Genomic DNA, 16,730 nt, shown 5'->3' on the forward strand with positions numbered 1-16,730 from the left:
GTATGAAAAACCGTTACCCTGCGTTGTCGCGCCGCCGCCTGCTGGCAGGACTGTCCCTTGCCCTGCCAGCGTTATGGTTGGGCGGCTGTCGGAGAGAGCCGGTCGGCGCGCAAGACAACCGCCCCTTCGAGCCGCTGGATCTGAGCGACCGGCAATGGCGCGAGATCCTTACCCCGGAGCAATACCGCGTACTGCGCCGCGACGGCACCGAACCGGCCTTCTCCAGCCCGCTGGACAAGGAGTGGCGCGACGGCACCTACGTGTGCGCCGGCTGCAACCTGGCGCTGTTCGCCAGCGCTCACAAGTATGATTCCGGCACCGGCTGGCCGAGTTTCTGGCAGCCGATCAATGACGAGCACCTCGGCACCCAACGTGATTTCAAGCTGATCATTCCGCGCACCGAGTATCACTGCGCGCATTGCGGCGGGCACCAGGGCCATGTCTTCAACGACGGGCCCGATCCGACCGGCCAGCGCTGGTGCAACAACGGCGTGGCGCTGAACTTCGTCCCCAAGGGCAACCCCCTGCCGGAGCTTCGCGAGGCCTGATGGCGCTTGCGCCGGGCGCTCCGGAAAGCGCTGTCGCCTCGACTGAAATTGACACCAACCCACGTCGAGACGCAGTAATGATGCCAACCCTGTTTCATCTCGCAACCGTTCGCTTGGGCCATCGCGTCATTGTCCTGGCCGCCCTCGCCGGCTCACTTCTTCTCGCGGCGTCGCTCGCCGGCGCAGCCAATGACGCCGAGGACAACCTGGCGCGGGCGACGTTTGCCGGCGGCTGCTTCTGGTGCATGGAACCGCCCTACGACGACCTCGGTGGTGTCGTCGAAACCATCTCGGGCTTCAGCGGCGGGCACGTATCGAACCCAGCCTACGAGGACGTGGTCCGAGGCGGCACCGGGCATCGGGAAGTGGTGCAGGTCGTCTTCGATCCCGAGGTCATCGACTACGCCGAGCTGCTGCACGTCTTCTGGCGAAACGTGGACCCGTTCGATGATGGTGGCCAGTTCTGCGACCGCGGCGATGCCTACCGTACCGCCATCTTCGCCCACAGCGATGAGCAGATGAAACAGGCCCGCGGCTCACTCGAAAGATTCGAGCAGTCCGGGCGCTTTGACCAAGCCATCGTTACACCGATTCTCGAGTTCGAGAACTTTTACGCGGCCGAGGACTACCACCAGGGCTACTACCGGAAAAACCCGGTGCGCTACAAGTTCTATCGCTGGCGCTGCGGTCGCGACGATCGCCTTGAAGAAATCTGGGGCGACGAAGCCGGCGGCTGACCCCTACGGCAAGGCTTCCCTGGAGAATACGCCGGCGCATTCGTCAATGTGCTGCGTGGTCGCCTTGACGGGGCGCCCCGGCAATGCGCTCCTCGAGGCGCACTTCGATATCTACCGCAATGCGGAGTATAGGAAGAATGGATCGCCTTTTGGCTCGGCGCAAGTCCGGCCCTGCCAGTCGGTTCTAGCATGCCTTGGCCCGTCCGGTCGGGCGTCGATCTGGTCTGAGACGCCCCACGGAGCGTCGCACCAGGCACGAATCCCGCGAACCCGCGTGTTCGCCGCGCTGTTCTTCGGTGCATGCCGGCACCGTGGCCAGTCGAACCCGTGGCCGCGCCGCCGGCATCGGAGCCTTGAGGTGATCGTTGGGAAACCCGGTCGGCCCAATAGACGGCAGCCAGCAGGGAGGGCGTATCAAAGCGTCCAGCTTCAGGGCTTTCGCATCGAGATGGGTGAAAGATCTCTTCGATCACCGTCAGATCCTCGATGCAGGCAATCATCCGTATGGCTCCACGGCAGGTCCGGCAGGACCGCATATAGATCCAGAGAACTGGTTCCGAACGTCAGATTTACGTCCGACTCCAGCCACTCTCCCATCACCGCTGACTGGCCTGGGTGGACTTCAGCCGCTCACACCGAGCTCCGGGGAGGCCGCTCAGGGTCGGGTAGAGACAGCCAACGGCCCTGAGGAGCAGCGCGTTCCGGATGAGTGAGGGACTCCGACTGAGCGCGTACGTGACGCCCAAAGTGATCTGACCGGTATGCGACGGGCCGACGACGGTGCAGATTGAGAGTTGCGCCCGCAGCATGAGCCATGATTTGCGCCATGCGCACACTGTGCGTAGAGGGTGCATGAAATGCAGGTCGTGTAAGGAGGTTCTTCGTCGTTTCGAGTGGATTTGAGAGCTCGGGATCGGACTCGGGTTACCGACCCACGGCTTAGGCATACGGCGAGCAAACCCGCTGAGGCGGCTGCCGAAATCCGTAACGCACAAGGGGCGGCGCGTGGAGCGCCACCCCTCGAGTGGTCCCCGTCAACTTACCGCAGCTACGGTTCGGGGGGCGCGTCCGCGTTGCTGCTGAACGTGCCGGTGGCCGGGAGTCCCTCCTTGAGTGCCGCTCCGTCGGCCAGCGAGACCATTCCGGACGGGATCATCACCAGGCTGCCGGAACCGTCGTGACCAGAGTCTATGGTGCAGGAGGCGCGACCTTCCCACCCGACCATGCAGAGGCCGGGCCAAGGCGACACTGGTCTACCGCAGGACCCAGAACCTGCGGGCCGTACAACTCCCGATGGGTCACAGAAAGGCTTGAAGATACAGCCCGGTATCTTGGCATCAAGGTGGATGACGCGCTGAAGATGGCAGAACGTACCGAGTGCTGATCTGGCAACACTGGTCCGTGTTTCTCTCGCCAGGGGCGTTGATGCCCCCCGGCCCAGATTCCCCGCGATCCAGGTCCCCGGTTCCTGCGGCAGCAGTTCCCGTCGAGGCGCCTGCAGCCAGGGGCTGCTGTGCCTAAGCCGATGGCCCGTGCGGACCCCTGGGCACTCCGGCTCCAAGCAATGCAGGCTCGAGCAAGTGATGCCGGACGACAACGACCAGGGTACTCGCGGCCACGAACACACTCAGTTCCCGCCCCAGCGGATACCCCGGATCGAAAACGACGAGCAATACCCCGGCTGCACCCACGAAGAATGCCAGCGTGGCCAGGTAGACCCACGGATGGCGCCCCCAGGGAAACCGCTCGGCGATCCGGATCGACAACCATGCGCCCACGAGGCCGAGGCCGCTGCCCAGCACTACGTCGAGCGGCCAATGGGCACCGACAGCGACGCGGCTGATCGCCACCAGTGCCGCGCCCGCCAGCACCATAAGGCGCAGAAGCCCGGAGCGCAGGAAATACATGGCGACACCGGCGACCAGAAACACCGCCAGCGCGTGCCCGGACGGCGGTCCCTGGGAGTGCAGTTCGGGCCCGATCAGTCGGAAGCTGCCGGATTCGAGCAGCGCGGCCGGACGCGGCAGGTCGAGCAGCCCCTTTGGCACGTGGGTAAGGATGCCGGCCACAATCACGCCCAGGAAGAAAACCCAGAGGATCTGCGGGTGACGCCGCGCGACGAACAGCACCAGCACCCCCAGCACCAGTCCATCCCCGGCGCTGCTGAGCAGCCCCCAGAAGGCGTCGGGCAACCACTCCAGCGCCCCGTTCAGGAACAGGAAACCTGCGAAGGGGCCGCCCAGGTACCAGATCACCGCCGCGAGCGCGATGGCCACCGCCCCGCCACCGAGCAACCAGCGGTCTCCGGACGCCGACCGCATGCCGCCTGGTTCGGGCCACAGGCGGTCCAGTTCCCGACGCATGCGCTCGATTCCGCGAACGTCATGCGCCGTCACAGCGCCCTCCTTCCCGAAGCACTTTCAGCAGCACGATCCCGCCCTCGTGATACAGAATGTCCAGCTCACAATCCGGATATGCCGCGGCAATGTCGGCCACCGCGTGCGACCGCGTCACCGCGACCTCGCCGGGTACGGGCATCCGGCGCTCGGTGGCCATGCCACGGTACACGCTGAAGCTCGGCATGTTGATGCTGTAGGCCACCACGTCGGCCTGCAGGTCGCGCGCGATCTCTGCCGCTTCGCGCACTGGACCCTGTTGGATCGCGGCCACCGCGGGAATGAAGGTCGTGGTCAACGCGAGCGCCTGCAGCGCCGCAATCGCAATCAATCGGTGCCATATCTGCAGCTGCCGCACCCAGACGATCGTGAACGCGGCCACCGTGAACGCCAGAATCGACACCAGGTAACGCCCGTCGAGAATCGCCAGCCCGCGCTCGGCGAGTTCCACCTCGTAAGCCCGGTCCAGTTGCCCGGCGGCGAATGCCAGCATCCAGGGCATGGCGAGCATCAGCGCGAACAGCAGGAGTGCGGGCAGGAACGCCAGCCACTGGCTGCGCAGCTGGTCCCGGTGCATCGCGAGCACCAGCAACAGCGGCGTGACTCCATAGAGGATGTAATGCGGTAACTGGGTGCTGGAAAGCGAGAACAGAACGAATACGACGCCGAACCAGATCCAGGCGAGGCGTTCCAGGCCCCGGGGCCGCTGACGCCAGCGGCGCAGCGCCGAGATCATCCAGCCGGCGAACGGGGACAGCACCAGCGGCAGCACCACTAGATAGTAGAACACACTGCCGCCATGGCCCTCGCGGGTCTCGAGGAAGCGCAGCAGATTGTGTTCCACGAAAAAACCGTAGAAGAAGTCGGCACCTTCCTGCGCGAGGATCAGCAGATACCAGGGCAGCGCGACCACCAGGAACACCGCCCACCCGCGCAAGTCGAACGCGGCGCGCAGCCACTCCCGCCACCGACCTTCGGATGCGAAGAATGCCAGGCTCGCCAGCAGCGGGATCACGACTGCGACCGGGCCCTTGGTGAGGAAGCCCAGGCCCATCCAGAGGTAGGCACGCAGCAGGATCGAACGGCGCGGAGCCTCCTGCCAGCGGGCAATCTCCAGGAAGGTCAGCGCCAGCCACAGGTTCAGCCAGGCATCGGCCGTTGCGGCACGGCCGATGACCATGGAACCGGCGGCGAGCGCAATGAGCAGTGCCGCGGCAGCGGCACCCGGCGTGCCGAGCCGGCCCCGGGCAAACGCGAAGACCGCGACGACCCAGATGGAGGCGGCGAGCGCGGACGGCAGGCGGAACGCGAACTCCCGCGCGCCGAACAGCTGCACCGCGAGTGCCTGCATCCAGTAACTGAAGATCGGCTTGTCGTAGCGCGGGCGTCCGTCGAGCCAGGTCGCGAGGTAATTGCCACTCGCCATCATCTCGCGAGTGGCCTGCGCAAAGGCTCCCTCGTCGAGGTCGAACAGCGGCCAGGCCCCGAGGCGAAAAAAGAATGCCAGCAGGATCGCAGCGGCCACCGCCAGCCACCACCCCACCTCGCCGGGCAGGGCCGGCAGCCGCCGGCGCTCAGGCATCGGCCGCACCCGGCGGGCTGCCGCCGCCGCTGGAAGGCCGCTCGCCGTGTTGGCCGGGGGGCTCGCTGCCCGGGGCCAGCAGGTACGACGGGGCACGGGGCGACTCGAAATAGGTTCGCGCCAGCAGCTCGGCAAGAACCCCGGTGGTCAGAAACTGGATACTGAACACCAGTGCCAGCACCCCGAACAGCAGCAGCGGCCGATCACCGATGTCCTGCCCGAAACCGAGCTTCGCGATCAGCAGCCAGGCCATGATCGCAGTGCCGATCACCCCGAAAGCGATGCCGATCGACCCGAAGAAATGGCCGGGACGTGCGCGGTAGCGCAGGAAAAAGAAAACGGCCAGCAGGTCGGGCAGCACGCGGAAGGCGCGCGAGAGCCCGTACTTGGAACGCCCGCCGGTGCGCGGGCGGTGATGGACCGGGGTCTCGCCGATTCGCGACGGCGCAGTCACGCCCGCGATCCAGACCGGAATGAAGCGGTGCATCTCGCCGAACAGGCGGATCCGCCGCAGCACTTCGCCGCGAAAGACCTTCGTGCCACAGCCATAGTCGCGGATACGCACCCCGGTCACCCGACGGATCAGCGCGTTGGCGATCTTCGAGGGCAGCAACCTGAGGAAATACCCATCCTGACGGTTGCGGCGCCAACCCGTCAGCAGGTCCAAGTCGCGTTCCAGCAGTTCGTCCACCATGCGCGGCAGGTCGGCCGGATCGTTTTGCAGATCGCCGTCCAGCATCGCGATCAATTCGCCCCGGCTGGCGTCGATTCCGGCCTGCAGGGCGGCCGTCTGGCCGAAGTTGCGGCGCAGCCGCAACACCCGGATGCGCTCCGGCACTGTTGCCGCCTTGCGTTCCAGCCGCTCCGCGGTACCGTCGTCGCTGCCGTCGTCGACGCACAGCAACTCCCACATACCGCGGTAGTCGCCGAGCACCGTGGTCACTTCTTCCACCAGTTTCTCGGCATTCTCCGCCTCGTTGAAGAACGGCACGATCACGGACAGGAAAGGCGCTGGCGGTGGGACGGGTTCGGACATGCGCAGGGGTTCGGCGTGGAGGAACCGCCGATTATACGCAGCCGACCGCTACAGGGAGGACTCGCTGGGCGACGATCGGACCCCGCGGTGCGGCAACAGCGCGGCCACCGCGCCGAGCAGCACCGACACGCCCAGCAGAAACAGATGCAGCACCACGGCCGCGTGCAGCGCCGCTGCGGCATCCAGCCCGGTAAACGCAAGTGCCGCGGCCACCGCCGCCTCGAAGGTGCCGGCACCGGCCACCCCCTGAATCGGCGACAGGGCCGCGATCTCGGCGGCTCCGATCGCCACCAGCGCTTGCAGCGGTTCGAGGCCGGCGACGGCGCCGGCAATGACTGCCAGCGAAAGCCATTTGGCGCTCCAGGCCGCCAGCGTCAGCAGGTACACCCGCCCCAGCCGGGACGGCAGCAGCCGCAGCGGCCAGCTCACCGCCCTCAGCCAGGCGGCACCGCCAGCCGCCCACGGCAACAGCACCCGGGGCGCGACAGCAAGCCCCGCCCACCCGGCCGCAGCGAGGGCCGCGAGCACCAGCGCCGCCAGCGCGGGGCCGTACAGCAACCATGTCAGGGCCGCGAGCCCCAGCGTCGCCATCGCGACGAGGTCGTGCAGACGGATCGCGACCAGTAGGGCCACGCCACGCCCGAGCGGAACATCGCAATGGCGGCGCATCAGCAGCGGGAGAGCTGCCTCGCCGGCACGGGCCGGCACGAGGTTGATCGCCGCCAGGTGCAATGCGGTGATCCGAAACCAGGATAGCGGCGTGGCCCGGGCCTCGAGCCCGCCGGCCACGGTGGCCAGGCGGATCGCGCGCAGGCTGTAACTCAGCAGCGCAAGCCCGCCCCCCAGCGCCAGCAGCTGCGGCGGCACACCGCGCCAGGCAGCCCAGATCTCGGCCCAGCCCACCAGCCACTGGACCGCCACCACGACGGCCAGCGCGAGCACAACGCCGACCGTCCAGTGCAGCCACCGAAAACGCTGGCGGGTCGGCTCGACCCTAGCGGCGTCTTCTCCAAGCCCAACGGCCGGGGGGCGGAGTGGGTCGGGCGGGTTCCGTGCAGACCTCGCGCCGTTCCCGCGCAGCCCGTCGTCACGGTCCACACCGGAACGAGCCCCCGGAGACGACCCGGGCGACGACCCGGGCGACAGCCATTTCGGTCGCAAACGTCGGACAGGCATCCCCGGCACCCCTACCGCGTTCCGGGCCCATCACCAATGTCTCGGACGCGAAACCACGCGGCGATGCTGGCGCGCCAGCGCCGCGTCGGCAACACCGCATGAGGCACCGTCTGGCTCAGGAACAGCACCATCGTTCCGGCCTCGGGAAGGATATGCTCGACGATCTGGCCCCGGGCATCATGGATCGCCAAAGTGCCTCCCTGTGACCTTCGCCAATGCCGGTTGAGATAGAGCACCGCCGACAGCCGACGCGGATTGTCCTGTTGGAACGCATCCAGGTGGCACTCGTACCCAGTGCCCGGCGGGTACAATGCGAAGTGGGCCTCCACTTCGAACAGCCCCAGCATCAGCGCCCGATTGATACGAATTCGAAGATCCTCGAGGCGTTCGAGAAACTCTCGCTGCGCCGCTGTGGAACCGTCCAGCCAGCGGATCCAGTCGCCCCGGACCGCATCCAGCACGCGACGCTGCCGGCCACGGCCGATCCCGGCGCGGCGCATTCCGACGAGCCCGGCGCGATGGACCTCGTCGCGCAGCGCCGCGACCAGGCCCGGGTCGAAGAATCGCGGCAACACCACCCATCCACGCGATGCCAGGGCATCGCCGGGTTCGGCGTCCGAACGACAGCCCGTCGTTTCCACGCGTAGCGCTCCAGAGGAAGGAAGGTGGCCCGCGACTGCCGCGAAACCCGCAGCCCGTACTATACCGAGGGCGGGGTGCCGCCGGACAGCCATTCGATCTCGTGCTCGCCGGCGACGAGGCCCCCAGCCACCAGCGCTTGCCGGAGTTCCTCGAAGGCCGCCGCGACCGGTGCCGGGGCCCCGCGCACCCCGAGTTCCACACGCGGCACGTCGCCGACGCTGCCCGGCAGGCTGGAAATGCGCAGTTCGGGATACCGCGCCTCGAAGTCGTTCAGCAGCGGCACCAGCCGGCTTTCGGGAATCCCGTGCACCCTTAGCGACCGTTCCACCGGCGCCTGCGCCGGCGCCAGGCGGGCCAGATACTCGGCGAGCACCCAGCGCGCCATCGGCTCGGCCATCACCGGGAAACCGGGCACGCAGAAGTGGCGCTCGCAGTGAAAACCCGGGACACCGTTCACGGGATTCGGGATCAGCCCGCCCCCCCCCCGGCAGATCGGCCATCAACACCCGGTTCGGATAGGCCTCGGCGCCGAACCGCCCCTCGAGCAGCGCGACGAACTCCGGGTGGCGCACCAGCGGGCGTCCCAGTGCCCGGGCCAGACAGGCCCGGGTGCGGTCGTCGGGGGTGGCGCCGATCCCGCCGAAACTGAAGACCCAGGCATCGCGGCGGGTCGTCTCGCGGAAGGTAGCGGTCAGCAGCCCGGCATCGTCGCCGACGATGCGCACCCAGGCGAGTTCCAGACCCCGTTCGGCGAGCGCCGCGATCAGCGCGGCCTGGTGGCGATCCCGGCGCTTGCCGCTCAGCAGTTCGTCGCCAATGATCACTGCCCCGATCTCGGTCTCTGCCATGGGCACGGAAGCCAGCCCTATCGGGGCGCGCCGAGTTCCAGCGCGCGCTGGCGGGCGTCGGCGAGCCGCTCGCGGTCGTTGTCGAGCGTATCGAGCCAGGGCCGGAGGTTGCGCAGGATCAGGTCGGACAGGAAATCCAGGTGGTCCGGCCGGTCGTTGAGGGCCGGGATGTAGGCGAAATGCTCGCCGCCGGCGTCCAGGAAGATCTCCCGGTTTTCGTCGCCGATCTCCTCCAGGGTTTCCAGGCAGTCAGCGGAGAACCCGGGGCAGATCACCTCGACGCTTTTCACCCCTTGCGCCGGAAGCGCCGCCAGGGTCTCGTCGGTGTAGGGGCGCAGCCACTCCTCGCGGCCGAATCGCGACTGGAAGCTGACCTGCCAGCGTCCATCTTCCAGCCCGAGTGCCTGTGCCAGCGCATGGCCGGTGGCATGGCAGAAGCAGTGGTAGGGGTCGCCGGCCAGCAGGTAGCGCCGAGGCACTCCGTGAAACGACATGATCAGCCGTTCCGCGCGGCCGTGCTGGTCCCAGTGCTCCTGCACGCTGGCCGCGAGCGCATTAATGTAACCCGCCTCACGCTCGTAGCCGGAGAGGAAGTGGAGATCCGGGGCCCAGCGCCAGCGCCTCAGCTCCTCCGACACGGCATCGAGCGTCGATGCGGTGGTACTCGCGGAATACTGTGGGTACAGCGGCAGCACCAGCACTTTGCGCACGTTCTCCGCGCGCAGTTCGTTCAACGCGTCCGGTATCGACGGGTTGCCGTAGCGCATGCCCACCGCAACGGGGATCTGCTCCGCCTCCAGCTGCGCAAGGCGCCGGCGAATACCCTCCGCCTGGCGCTGGGCGATCACCAGCAGCGGGGATCCTTCCTGGGTCCATACGGAGGCATACTTTCGGGCGCTGCGCCGAGGCCGGATGTTCAGGATCACGCCATTCAGGATCAGCCACCACAGCGGCCTCGGCACCTCGACCACGCGAGGATCCCAGAGAAACTGTTTCAGATATCGGCGCAGCGCCTTCGGCGTAGGTGCATCGGGAGTGCCCAGATTCGTGACCAGCACACCGACCCGGGCCGGGCTGCCATGCGTGTAGTCGGCTTCACCAAGGTATTTCACGGGTTTCCCTCAAGGGTGGATACCAGGGACGGGGATCGAGCGCGGCTGAAACCTCCGCTCGTCGCGCCGCCGACTCAAGGAAGCGCTTGCCAATTCGTCATCGCGCGGAGCGAAGCGACGCGGGGATCCATAAGACACTGATTTCTTGGGTCCACCTGGATTTCCGCGCTTCGCTCACAATGACGGGGCGCTTTGTTCAGTGTTTCCGTAATCAGCGCTTCCCCGGGATTGCCGCAGGCGGTCACGCAGCGGGCTGCTGCGCGGGAAATGCGCCTGCAGAAAGTCCATCTGGTCGGCGAGCACACGGCGCCCCTTCAGATACACGTACTCCGCGTGCGTGGGCCGGAACGGGATCGCCAGCAGCTGCATCCCCGCCTGCTCCGGGGTCCGTCCGGCCTTGTGGTTGTTGCAGCGCTTGCATGCGGTGACAACGTTGGTCCAGCTATCCTCCCCCTGCTGGCTCAGAGGCGTCACATGATCCCGGGACAGGTCGTGCGCGGGGAAATGGCTACCGCAATACAGGCACATGTGGGCGTCGCGGCGGAACAGCGTGCCGTTGTTCAGGGGCGGTACGTAGCCCTTGTGGAGCGCACGATTGGTTCCATGCGTGGCGACGATGGAGTTGACCTCGACGACCGAGCGACACCCGGTCCGCGCGCTGATCCCGCCACGCACGCGGTACAGCAGGCTGCCGCAGGTGTAGGCCACCTGCCCGCCATGGTAAAGACGGACCGCCTGCTGGTAATCGATCCACTCCAGCGGCATTCCCGAAGCGTCCGTACGCAGAACCTGCTGTTGCAGCGGCACCATGGGGGGCTCCCAAGTCTCGCCTGAACTCGCAGGACAATAAACACGCGCGGGTCGGAATGCAATTTCTGCACCGGTACACGCCACCGGGCTGCTTCCCGGCCGACCGAGACCGGCCTGTCGGCGCGGCAGGCCTTTCGGTCAGGTTTAAGCCAGTGGTCGATTCCGCTACACTCCCCCGTCGCTTTTGCCGTGGCGCACCAACCCGGTGCGACGGCCACATTCAGAGAACGATCCGCCAGAGCGGCCCGCAGCAGCCCGGGCCCGGGGAGAGAGCGCATGCCAGTCAGATTGTCCGTGCCGAAGGAAACCGCGAGCGGCGAGCGTCGGGTAGCCCTGGACCCGGCCGTGGCCGCGCGCCTCGGCAAGATGGGTGTGTCGGTACAGATCGAACGGGGTGCCGGTCTGGCCGCGCGCTTCCCGGATGGCGCCTATTCCGGAGTGGACCTCCTGGACGGCAACGCCGTGTACTCGCAAGCCGATGTCATGGTGCGGGTCGCACCGCCCACGGCCGCCGAGGTGGAGAAGCTCCCGGAGGGCTCAACCCTGGTCGGCCTCTTCCACGCCCATCGCAGCCCCGAAGTGGTGGCCGCGCTGCAGACCCGAAAGATCCTCAGCTTCGCGATGGAACTGATCCCGCGCATCTCGCGCGCGCAGAGCATGGACGCGCTGTCCTCTCAGGCGGCCGTGGCCGGGTACAAGGCGGCGCTGATGGGGGCCGACCTGTCGTGCCGCTTCTTCCCGATGCTGACCACCGCCGCCGGCACCATCCGCCCGTCGAAGGTGGTCGTGATCGGAGCCGGGGTCGCCGGCCTGCAGGCGATCGCCACCGCCCGCCGCCTGGGGGCGATGGTCGAGGCCTACGATGTGCGTTCCGCGACCAAGGAGCAGGTCGAATCGCTCGGCGCCAAGTTCCTGGATCTGGGCGTGAAGGCCGAGGGTGAGGGCGGCTACGCGCGGGAGCTGACCGAGGAAGAGAAAAAACAGCAGCAGCAGGCGCTGGCCGCCTACATCGCGAAGGCCGACGTGCTGATCACGACCGCGGCAATCCCCGGGCGCCCGTCTCCGAAGCTGATCCCGGCGTCGATGGTCGAGGGAATGAAGGCTGGCGCGGTCATCGTCGATCTGGCCGCCGAGGGCGGCGGCAACTGCGAACTGACCCGGCCCGGCGAGACCATCGAACACGGCGACGTGATCATCCACGGACCGTTGAACATCGCCTCGCAGGTCGCGCTGCACGCATCCGAAATGTACGCGAAGAACGTGCTCAATTTCCTGAGCCCGATGCTCAAGGATGGCGAGTTCCACCCCGACTGGGACGACGAGGTCATCGCCAGCAGCTGCCTGACCCGGGACGGCGAGATCGTCCACGCCCCCACCCGCGAAGCGATCCAGGGAGACGCATCATGATCGAGGGTTTTGTCGCGCTGTACATCTTCATGCTCGCGGCCTTCACCGGCTACGAGGTGATCTCCAAGGTGCCGGTGATCCTGCATACACCGCTGATGTCGGGCTCCAACTTCGTCCACGGCATCGTACTCGTCGGCACGATGGTGGCACTGGGACACGCGGCTACCCCGCTGGAGCAGCTCATCGGCTTCGTCGCGGTGATTCTCGCCGCCGGTAACGCGGTCGGCGGCTATGTGGTGACCGAACGCATGCTGGAGATGTTCAAGACCAGCAAGGGAGACAAGTAATGGGCCTGGTCGTCACCATCATCAACGTCGCCTACTTCGTTGCGGCGATCCTGTTCATCGTCGGCCTGAAGCAGATGTCGTCGCCGACCACCGCGCGGCGCGGCATCGTCTGGGCCGGTGCCGGCATGGTCATCGCGACCGTGGTCACCTTCGCCCACCCCGAACTTGAGGGTACGGTCAACTACCTGCTGATCATCCTCGGGATCGCGATCGGCGGCGGCCTGGCGTGGTGGAGCGGCAAGCGGGTCGCGATGACCGACATGCCACAGATGATCGCGCTGTACAACGGCATGGGCGGCGGCGCCGCGGCCGGAATCGGCGCGATCTACCTGCTGCAGGCCGAGCCCGGTGCCTCCGACGTGGTGCTCACGATCGCGGTGCTCGGCTCGCTGATCGGCTCGGTCGCATTCTCCGGCTCGATGGTCGCGTTCGCGAAGCTGCAGGGCCTGATGGACAAGACCGTGCACTTCCCGGCGCAGCAGTGGGTGAACCTCGCGGTGTTCGCGATCACTCTACTGCTGGGGCTGTCGCTCGCGCTCAGCGGCGGCGATGTGAACGGTTTCGTACTGCTGCTGTTCTTCGTGCTCGCGCTCGCCTTCGGCGTGATGATGACGCTGCCGATCGGTGGCGCCGACATGCCGGTGGTGATCTCTCTGTACAACGCATTGACCGGGCTCGCGGTCGGCTTCAAGGGCTTCGTGCTCGACAACCCGGCACTGATGATCGCCGGGGTCGTAGTCGGTGCCGCCGGCACGCTGCTGACCCAGCTGATGGCCAAGGCGATGAACCGCAAGCTCTCGAACGTGCTGTTCAAACAGTTCGGCGGCGGCGGGGGCGGCGAGGCCGAGGCGGTCACCGGCAGCCTGAAGCCGATCGAGGCGCCGGACGCCGGCATCATGATGGCCTTTGCGAGCAAGGTGATCATCGTGCCCGGATACGGCATGGCGGTGGCGCAGGCCCAGCACAAGATCTGGGAGCTGACACAGTTGCTGATCGAGCGTGGGGTCGCGGTGAAATTCGCGATCCACCCGGTCGCGGGCCGCATGCCCGGCCACATGAACGTGCTGCTGGCCGAAGCCGGCGTTCCCTATGACATCATCTACGACCTCGACGAGATCAACAACGAGTTCAAGACTGCCGACGTCGCGATGGTCATCGGTGCGAACGACGTGGTGAACCCGATCGCCCGCACCGACCCGGACAGCCCGATCTACGGGATGCCGATCCTGAACGCTGACCAGGCCAGGAACGTGATCGTGGTCAAGCGGGGACGCGGCGCCGGGTTCTCGGGCATCGAGAACCACCTGTTCTACGCCGACAACACGCGCATGCTCTACGGCGACGGCCAGAAGGTTGCATCGGAACTGATTTCCGCGATCAAGGAGATCAGCTGAATCGGGGACACCCCCGTTGTCGGCTCAGGGCCCGGGCATGTCCCGGGCCTTGCGTTTTCTGGGGACCGGTTGCGGTTATGCACAAGACCGGTGCAACCTGCCGGCGTACCCAGGATAGAGCAGGTTGCTATCGCCACCCCCGATAAACATCCCACAAGTGTCTGTTTTTATTGGACCTAGCGACTCTGGGCATTTTTTAACCAGATTGACACATCCCCTTGCAGAACCTGGGGTTCAGGCCGATACCCCGATTCTTTCCACAAAGTTATCCACAGCTTTCGTGGATAACTCACCTGCCCCCCGGATCCCGTAGACTGCCCTTATGCCGCAGGAAACCTTCGTCCGGGTCGCGATCGACCGCCCACTCGACCGGCTGTTCGACTACCGCTGCCCGCCGGAGCTTCGGCCGCTCCCGGGACAGCGGGTCCGCCTGCCGTTCGGGCGCACCGACACGGTCGGGGTGGTGATGGAATCGGTGGAGACCCCGGCAGTCGCGTCCTCCCGGATCCGGGCCCTAGGCGCCCTGATCGATCCGGATCCCGTGCTGACCGCACCGTTGCTGGAACTGCTGCGCTTCACCGCCCGCTACTATCACCATCCGCTGGGCGAGGTCGTGCTCAACGCGCTGCCGCCGGCACTCCGGCGGGGCGCCCCCCTGCCGGATCCGCGCGTTCCCGAATCTCTTTGGCGTGCCGATATCGACGCAGACCAGCCCCGGCGCATCGGGCCGCGCCAGCAGGCGACGATCGACGCGCTGCGCGAGGCCCGGGCTCCGCTGACCCGCGACGCGCTGAACGATCTCACCGGGCTGGGATTGCGCCGGGCGGAGCTGGAGCGCATGGCCGCTCGCGGGCTTCTTGCGGCGGAGCCCGCAGCCTCGGGAACCCCCGAACCCTCGGAGGACGGCGGCCCGGCAGTGCCCTTGACCCCGGAGCAGCGCGATGCCATCGCCGAGATCATTGGCCAGACGGGCCGGCCCACGGTATTTCTGCTCGACGGTGTGACCGGCAGTGGCAAGACCGAGGTGTACCTGGAAGCCGCCGCCCGGAGCCTCGCCCGGGGCGGACAGGTGCTGATCCTGATTCCCGAGATCGCGTTGACCCCGCAGCTGATCCAGCGTGTCAGCCGGCGCTTTCCGGGACAGGTCGCGGCGCTGCATTCGGGGCTGGCCGCGGGGGAACGCCTGCGCGCCTGGGACGATGCACGGCGCGGCGAACGCCCCCTGCTGCTCGGTACCCGATCGGCGCTGTTCACCCCGCTCCCGCGGCTGGGACTGATCATCGTCGACGAGGAGCACGACCCCGCCTACAAGCAACAGGACGGCCTGCACTACCATGCCCGCGATCTCGCAATCCTGCGTGGGCATATCGAGTCGCTGCCGGTGGTGCTGGGGTCGGCCACGCCGACGCTGGAGACGCTGGAGAAGGCTCGCAGCGGACGCTACCGCCACCTGCGCCTCGGCACGCGTCCCGACGGCTCCCGGCCGCCCGCGGTGAATTGCCTGGACACCCGTGTCCACGCGACCGACGAAGGTCTCAGCGCCCCGATGCTCGACGCCATGCGCAGGACGCTGGCACAGGGGCGCCAGTGCTTCATCCTGCTGAACCGGCGGGGCTTTGCCCGGGTACTCACCTGCGACCACTGCGGCTGGGTGGCCGATTGCCCGCGCTGCGACGCGCATCTCACCGTCCATGCCTCGATCCGGCGTTCGATCTGCCACCTCTGCGGGTTCACCCAGCCGCTGACCGAATCCTGCCCGCAATGCGGGCAGCCGCTGCGCCACCTCGGGGTGGGAACCCAGCGCCTGGAACGGGCTCTGTCCCGGCATTTTCCGGACACGCCGCTGATGCGCCTGGACCGCGACAGCATCCGGCGCCGGGGCGCCCTCGAACGGAGCCTGGAAACGATCCGCGCGATGGACGCGGGGATCGTCGTCGGCACCCAGATCCTCGCGAAGGGCCACGACTTTCCGAGGGTCGGGCTGGTGGGCATCATCGACGTCGACCAGGGCCTGTTCAGTTCGGATCTGCGCGCCGCCGAGCAGACCCTGCAACTCGTGCTACAGGCCGCCGGCCGCGCGGGCCGTGCCGGAGATCCCGGCGAGGTCTTGATCCAGACCGGGCACCCGGAACACCCGCTGATGCGCGCGCTGCGCGCCGGGGACTATGCGGCCATGGTCGGACCGCTGCTCGACGAGAGGCGCCATTCGGGAATGCCGCCGTACGGATACCTGGCGCTGGTCCGGGTCGACGGCCCCGGCCCAGAGGCAACCCAGCGCCAGGCCGAGGAGATGGCGCGCGAGCTGCGCCGCCACGCGCGCGAGGTGCGCGTTCTGGGTCCGGCGCCCGCGCCACGGCACCGGGTGAATCGCCGGTACCGCGAGCAGATTCTGCTGGCGAGTAGCCGCCGGGCCACCTTGCATCACACCCTTGGCGAGACACGGCGCCACTGGGAAGAGCACCCGCCCCCGCGCAACCTGCGCATCAGCATCGACGTCGACCCGATCACCCTCGCCTGAGATCTCGGGATTAACTCTCATGGCGCACGCGGCCACCCCCGATGATGAAAGAGGCGTAGGGCGGAAAAGGCCGAAGGCCGTCATCCGCCATCCGGCGCCCCGGGGATGCTGCGGGCGCCTGGGCACTGGGAACGCCGTGTGGCGGATGACGCTGCGCTATTCCGCCCTACGGGACTAACCTGGTGTTCCGAAAGGCGTGATTATTCGGGAGCCCTGTTGCCTGCGGTGGCCGTGCCC

The 16,730-nt window shown here is 67.3% G+C and carries 13 protein-coding genes and 1 pseudogene; 6 read left to right on the forward strand and 8 right to left on the reverse strand.

Translation table 11 applies throughout. The features are described 5' to 3' along the window. Positions 1–2: 2 nt before the first annotated feature. Together msrB and msrA are read left to right on the forward strand one after the other, a co-directional pair. Positions 3–548, forward strand: coding sequence for a peptide-methionine (R)-S-oxide reductase MsrB (gene msrB, locus TVNIR_RS16785; protein WP_083499495.1), 546 nt, complete (start codon positions 3–5; stop codon positions 546–548). After that, positions 548–1,285 (forward strand): peptide-methionine (S)-S-oxide reductase MsrA, encoded by a 738-nt coding sequence (msrA, locus tag TVNIR_RS16790; RefSeq protein WP_237251676.1) that lies wholly within the window; start codon positions 548–550, stop codon positions 1,283–1,285. The genes msrB and msrA overlap by 1 nt, the downstream gene beginning before the upstream one ends. A gap of 1,517 nt (positions 1,286–2,802) precedes the next feature. On the opposite strand, the gene TVNIR_RS16795 is transcribed toward msrA, so the two are convergent. From TVNIR_RS16795 to TVNIR_RS16830, 8 genes and pseudogenes are all read right to left on the reverse strand, one after another. Then, positions 2,803–3,681: a phosphatase PAP2 family protein gene (locus tag TVNIR_RS16795; RefSeq protein WP_237251678.1), complete on the reverse strand. Its 879-nt coding sequence runs from the start codon at positions 3,679–3,681 to the stop codon at positions 2,803–2,805. Continuing rightward, positions 3,668–5,263 carry an ArnT family glycosyltransferase gene (locus TVNIR_RS16800; protein WP_015260268.1) on the reverse strand — a complete coding sequence of 532 codons (1,596 nt, stop codon included), beginning with the start codon at positions 5,261–5,263 and terminating at the stop codon, positions 3,668–3,670. The genes TVNIR_RS16795 and TVNIR_RS16800 overlap by 14 nt, the downstream gene beginning before the upstream one ends. Then, complete coding sequence (locus TVNIR_RS16805; RefSeq protein WP_015260269.1) at positions 5,256–6,299, reverse strand: glycosyltransferase family 2 protein; 1,044 nt, start codon at positions 6,297–6,299, stop codon at positions 5,256–5,258. Before TVNIR_RS16805 ends, TVNIR_RS16800 begins: the two co-directional genes overlap by 8 nt. 48 nt (positions 6,300–6,347) lie before the next feature. Further along, a complete protein-coding gene (locus TVNIR_RS16810) occupies positions 6,348–7,241 on the reverse strand; it encodes a lysylphosphatidylglycerol synthase domain-containing protein (RefSeq protein ID WP_015260270.1) in 894 nt (297 codons plus the stop codon). Positions 7,242–7,486: 245 nt separating this feature from the next. After that, complete coding sequence (locus TVNIR_RS16815) at positions 7,487–8,116, reverse strand: 2OG-Fe(II) oxygenase (protein WP_015260271.1); 630 nt, start codon at positions 8,114–8,116, stop codon at positions 7,487–7,489. 59 nt (positions 8,117–8,175) lie between these two features. Further along, a pseudogene (locus tag TVNIR_RS16820) lies at positions 8,176–8,965 on the reverse strand (competence/damage-inducible protein A). A gap of 17 nt (positions 8,966–8,982) precedes the next feature. Continuing rightward, entirely contained in the window at positions 8,983–10,077 is a 1,095-nt protein-coding gene (hemH, locus tag TVNIR_RS16825; protein ID WP_015260273.1) for a ferrochelatase, read from the reverse strand. Positions 10,078–10,251: 174 nt separating this feature from the next. Next, the gene (locus tag TVNIR_RS16830) at positions 10,252–10,887 is read right to left on the reverse strand and encodes an HNH endonuclease (RefSeq protein WP_015260274.1); all 636 of its coding nucleotides are present in this window, start codon (positions 10,885–10,887) and stop codon (positions 10,252–10,254) included. Positions 10,888–11,163: 276 nt separating this feature from the next. On the opposite strand from TVNIR_RS16830, the gene TVNIR_RS16835 reads away from it, so the two are divergent. The 4 genes from TVNIR_RS16835 (at position 11,164) to TVNIR_RS16850 (ending at position 16,493) form a co-directional block, all read left to right on the forward strand. Beyond that, complete coding sequence (locus TVNIR_RS16835) at positions 11,164–12,294, forward strand: Re/Si-specific NAD(P)(+) transhydrogenase subunit alpha (protein ID WP_015260275.1); 1,131 nt, start codon at positions 11,164–11,166, stop codon at positions 12,292–12,294. Continuing rightward, positions 12,288–12,581, forward strand: coding sequence for an NAD(P) transhydrogenase subunit alpha part 2 (locus tag TVNIR_RS16840; protein ID WP_043739879.1), 294 nt, complete (start codon positions 12,288–12,290; stop codon positions 12,579–12,581). The genes TVNIR_RS16835 and TVNIR_RS16840 overlap by 7 nt, the downstream gene beginning before the upstream one ends. Beyond that, positions 12,581–13,975, forward strand: a complete 1,395-nt coding sequence (locus TVNIR_RS16845; protein WP_015260277.1) for an NAD(P)(+) transhydrogenase (Re/Si-specific) subunit beta — start codon at positions 12,581–12,583, stop codon at positions 13,973–13,975. The genes TVNIR_RS16840 and TVNIR_RS16845 overlap by 1 nt, the downstream gene beginning before the upstream one ends. 322 nt (positions 13,976–14,297) lie before the next feature. Further along, a complete protein-coding gene (locus TVNIR_RS16850; RefSeq protein ID WP_015260278.1) occupies positions 14,298–16,493 on the forward strand; it encodes a primosomal protein N' in 2,196 nt (731 codons plus the stop codon). Positions 16,494–16,730: the final 237 nt, after the last annotated feature.

Source organism: Thioalkalivibrio nitratireducens DSM 14787 (assembly GCF_000321415.2).
GTDB lineage: Bacteria > Pseudomonadota > Gammaproteobacteria > Ectothiorhodospirales > Ectothiorhodospiraceae > Thioalkalivibrio > Thioalkalivibrio nitratireducens.